General features: G+C 57.8%; 5 protein-coding genes. 4 read left to right on the top strand and 1 reads right to left on the bottom strand.

Annotation, left to right across the window (positions count from 1 at the left end):
- Together QZZ60_RS10665 and tig are read left to right on the top strand one after the other, a co-directional pair.
- Positions 1-639: hypothetical protein (locus QZZ60_RS10665; RefSeq protein ID WP_295641250.1), on the top strand; the 639-nt coding region annotated here is incomplete at its 5' end.
- A gap of 13 nt (positions 640-652) precedes the next feature.
- A complete protein-coding gene (gene tig / locus QZZ60_RS10660) occupies positions 653-1,987 on the top strand; it encodes a trigger factor (RefSeq protein ID WP_295641249.1) in 1,335 nt (444 codons plus the stop codon).
- A 180-nt stretch (positions 1,988-2,167) separates the two neighbouring features.
- Here tig and QZZ60_RS10655 read toward each other — a convergent pair whose 3' ends face one another.
- Positions 2,168-3,166: a lytic murein transglycosylase gene (locus QZZ60_RS10655; protein ID WP_295641248.1), complete on the bottom strand. Its 999-nt coding sequence runs from the start codon at positions 3,164-3,166 to the stop codon at positions 2,168-2,170.
- Positions 3,167-3,402: 236 nt separating this feature from the next.
- Between QZZ60_RS10655 and QZZ60_RS10650 the strand changes: the two genes are divergently transcribed.
- Positions 3,403-3,981 carry a hypothetical protein gene (locus QZZ60_RS10650; protein WP_295641247.1) on the top strand — a complete coding sequence of 193 codons (579 nt, stop codon included), beginning with the start codon at positions 3,403-3,405 and terminating at the stop codon, positions 3,979-3,981.
- A 27-nt stretch (positions 3,982-4,008) separates the two neighbouring features.
- Complete coding sequence (locus QZZ60_RS10645) at positions 4,009-4,419, top strand: VOC family protein (RefSeq protein ID WP_295641246.1); 411 nt, start codon at positions 4,009-4,011, stop codon at positions 4,417-4,419.
- Positions 4,420-4,546: the final 127 nt, after the last annotated feature.

Here is a 4,546-nt window from a genome sequence, read left to right as displayed (position 1 = left end):
GGCACGACCCCCTGTCCCGACAATTATCCCGATCCTTCCATGAGGGGAAGGGAGATTGAGCTTGTGGTCACCCTTCGCGGCATTGAGCGGGAAGAGCTTCCCGTCCTGACGGACGAGGTGGCGAAAAGTCTCGGCTTCCATGATGCCGGGGCCGTTTCCGCGTCCGCGCACGCCCGTGCTCTGGAAATGGACAGAGTCCATAAATATTCGGAAGGCAAGAAGGCGCTTCAGAACAGACTGGAGACCATGGAAGGCTTTGACGCTCCCGAAGCTCTGGTGAGGCAGTGTCAGCGCGAGGCGCTGCGTCGTTCCCGCCAGTATCTGCAGCATCAGTTCGACTCCGTGGACAAGCTCAAGGAAACGCTGACCGTCATGAAGTCGGAGGCCGGAGAAACGGCACGCAGAAAGGCCAGAGCCCGTGCGCTGCTCCTCGGCTGGGCGGAACTCAAGGGGCTGGAGGTGCCCGGCGGAGAGCTTGAACGGGTGATCTCCGTGCGCGCGGCGAGAAAGAACATGGACGCGGAGAGCTATCGGCACAGTCTTGCCCGCACCGGGGAACTGTTTGAGCTGCGCGCAGCAATGCTTGAGGAACGCGCCCTGAACGAACTGATGAAAAAGGTTTTTCGCCCCTGGAAATAACGAGGAGCTTTTCATGGAATACAGCATAGAGAAAACGTCCCCCACGTCGATCAGGCTTTCCGTGACGTGCAGTGCGGACGAGGTGAAGAAAGCGTTTGACCGCGCGGCAAAGGCCATAGGCAAGGGCATGAATCTGCCGGGATTCCGGGTGGGCAAGATTCCCGTCAACGTCATCAAGGGGCGTTTCGCGTCCCGGGTGGCGGCCGACGCCACGGAAATTCTGGCCGACGACAACATGATGGACATTCTTAAAAAGGAAGGCATCCGGCCGCTTTGTCCTTCTCAGTATCACGGTCGGCCGGCGGTGGAGGGGGAGAGCTTTTCCTATGCTTCATCGTTCGACATCCTGCCCGATGTGGATCTGCCGGACCTTGAGACCCTCTCCGTGGTGGTTCCCGATCCCTCTCCTTCCGAGGATGCGCTCAACGCCATGCTTGATCAGGCACTGCGTCGGCTCGCCCGGTATGAGGATGTCACCGGCCGCAAGCCCGAAGACCACGATCTTCTTACCGTGGACGTGCGCGGCACCGTGGACGGCAAGGCTCTGCCCGGCATGACGGCCGACAATTTCCGCCTTCAGCTTCTGCCCGTGCAGCCCGGGGCAAAGGTGCCTGAAATGGATCCCATCGTGCGTGCGCTGAACGTGGGGGAAGAAGGTCATGGCGTCATGATCTGTCCGGACAACTACCCCGATCCCGTCCTTCGCGGACGGGAGGTGCAGCTTGACGTCGTTCTGCGCCGCGTGCAGCGGGAAGTTTTGCCGCCCCTTACCGACGAGACGGCGCAGAAGCTCGGCTTCGACACGTTTGACGCTCTGAAGCAGGAAGTGTGGCAGCAGACCTTTGCCGCGCATATGCGTCAGATCCAGCGGGACGGCAAGGCCAGACTCATGGAAGAGCAGCTTGAAGGAAAGGATTTTCCCCTGCCGGAAAGTCTTGTCATGCGCTTTTATCGCGAACATCAGCGGGACGCCGAGCATTACCTGAAAAAGCAGCATGCCGACGAGGACACCATTCGCGAGATTCTGGAGCACATGCGTGAGGAATCCATGGAGTTTGCTCGCAAGAAGGCCAAAGGCCACACCTTTCTTCTGGCGCTGGCCGAGCGCGAGGGCATTCATGTGAGCGGCAGGGAGGCCGAAGATGCCGTGCGTGCCATGACGAAGGGCACGGGACAGAACTATGAGGATCTGCGCAAGACCATCTGGGAGGCGGGCGTCATTACCGCCATGCAGGAGCGCATGATTGCCGACAGGGCACTGGACCGGCTGTATGGCGCGGCCCGCAAGGTCATGGCGGAATCGCCGGAGCTCAGGCCTTTTTCCGAGGTGAAGAAGGAATCGATGTAGCTTTGTGATGTCATGGTGAAAAAACGCTGTCGGAACATTTCCGGCAGCGTTTTTTCATGCTGGTGGGTGAAGTACGTTCACAGCGGCTCACTCCGATGACGGCGTACGTCACGCTATTGTGTTCGCTCGAAATGGCGCTGCATAGGAGTGCAGTGACGGCGAAGAACGCGGCCTTTGCGGTCATCCGAGCTGACGGATGGTTCTGGCCAGAGCAAGAATGGTATGCGCGTAAATGTCCATGGCGTTATAGGTACGAAGCACTCTTGTCTGCTGAGTCACGCTCAGACCGGAGCGCCAGCCGTTGCGGCGAAGGTAATTGCTCAGGCTGGCCACGGCGTCGTCGACCGTGAACAGATCGATGACGCCGTCGGCATTGCCGTCCACGCCGTAGCGGGAAATGTTGCTGGGCATGAACTGGCAAAGGCCCATGGCGCCGTAGACGGACCCCTTGACCTTGAGCGGATCGATGCCGTTGGCATAGCAGTAGGAGAGCAGAGCCTTGAGTTCCTTGTAGGCCCAGTCCGCCTTGACGGCCATTTTTTCGCGTATCCAGGGAATCTGTCCTTCGGAGCCCGGCAGCTTGCTCATGTACTCGGGAATGTCGGCGGGATCTCTGGTGACGGCCATGCTGGCGAGCATGTAGAAGGCGTTGTGCTTGCCGAGGTAGCCGCCGAGACGGGTTTCCACAAAAAGCAGGGCGGCGGCCACTTCTGAAGGAACGCCGTAGTTCAGTTCGGCCCGGGCAAAGGCCACGGCATGCTGGTCTATGAAATCTCTGCATTTTTTTGCGTTGGCCGTGGTGACTACGCCCTTGAACCACGGCCCGGGAATGCCGAGCTTGGTCTTGAAGGTTTTTTGAGGCTGCGCCTTGGGCCTTGGAAGAAACTTGTTCGTATAGAGTTCCTTGACTTTTATGCCCATGGGAACGGCGGAGGGAGGCATGTCGAGCCGGGCAAAGAGCGCGTTCGTGCGCACAGTGTCCAGACCGTCTCTCTGCAGCTTTACGGAAAGATTCTGCCATGCTTCATGCCATGACGCAGTCTGGTCGGAAAATTCCATGGAGGAGACGGGGCGGTTTGGCACAGATGCGGACGGCGTCTGAAGCGTACTTTTGGAGCAGCCGGAAGCAGACAGGGCCAGAATGCCGAGAAAAACCATGACGAGGCGATAAGAACGCATGGGAGTATCCTTTCCCTTCCGTTATAATATAAGGAATTGCGTGTGCGGAACGTCATTAAAGTCAGGTGCTGCTGTTGTGTCAAGTCTGATTTATGGACGACGCTGCCGGAGATGAACGGGGTACTGCGGCATGACGCTAGGCTGTGCAGAAGAGGCCGTACTTTCTTTCCCATCTTGTCGGCATGGGCGATTTACGTTATAGGGAAGGCATCTGTCATGATATTCCGGGTTTTTTCATGAAAAACATATGCTTCGTTCTTTTTGTTCTTGTCAGTCTTCTGGGACCCTCCCTTATCGTTCCGTGGGAGGCCCGCGCGACGGCGCGTGCCTCCGGCGTCGACAGCGCGGGTGCCGCGTGGGAAGAGCGTTACGTCAAGGAAGCCCGCATCACCATAGAAAAAGGCGTGATCGGCGTCATGAGCGGCCTGCATTCTTCGGAGCAGCTGCGCGAATCCGTGGATTCCTTCTGCCGCACATGGTCCAGCTGGGAGGAGTCCAGACTGTTCATTCTTCAGGATGAACGCGACATTGACGTGTACGGCAATCTGTATTCCCTCCGGGTTCTGTGCAGAACGCTGAGACTTGCCGCCGGGGACTGGCACGACATGGAAAAGAGCGCCCGTTCCGAGGCGACCCTGGAAAAGGCTCTCTGGCTGGAGAAGGAAAGCAATATGCTGGCTTCTCCCGTGGCGGAAATCATCATGCGTCAGAGTTACAGCGACTATTTGCCCCGCAGAGTGGAAATCATGCAGGAACAGTTTCCCTATGTGGATGAATTTTACAAGCTTCACTCATTTCGTTCCTTGCTGCGCTGACGAGGTGAAACGGAACAAGGCGGAATCATGAAAGGTATTCGATTGCATCATGTTGCCATGGCCATTGCGGATCATGACGTCTACGAAAGAACGGTGGATTTTTACAGAAACGTCGTGGGGCTCCCGCTGTTGCGGAGCTGGAGCAACGGACCGCGTCACATTACCATGCTGGACTTCGGAAACAGCATTCTTGAAATCGTGTACGGTGCGGAAGGTTCGGGAACAGGCGTGTTTTCCCATGTTGCCATAGGCACGGAACGTCCTGAAGACGTGGACGCCATGCTGGAGCGCTGCGTTGCCGCGGGATGCGGACTCGTTCGTCCTGCCGGCGAAGTGAACATCATGGAGGATGGGGAGAACGGTCGCCGGTTTCGGATGCGCAACGGATTTTGCAGTGGTCCTGCCGGAGAGAGCCTGGAGTTTTTCTGCGAGTATTGAGCGAGGGCTCAAATGCATAAAAGAAAAGACCGTCCCGCAAAGAAGCGGGGCGGTCTTTTCTTGCAGCGGAGTGGAAAAGAAAGCGGACTTTCTCTTCCTGAGCATGAGCGGCACCGCAGCGGCGGGT

Origin of the sequence: uncultured Mailhella sp., assembly GCF_905187505.1 — a bacterium.
Classification (GTDB): Bacteria; Desulfobacterota; Desulfovibrionia; order Desulfovibrionales; family Desulfovibrionaceae; genus Mailhella.
This window is presented reverse-complemented; position numbering and strand designations above follow the sequence as displayed.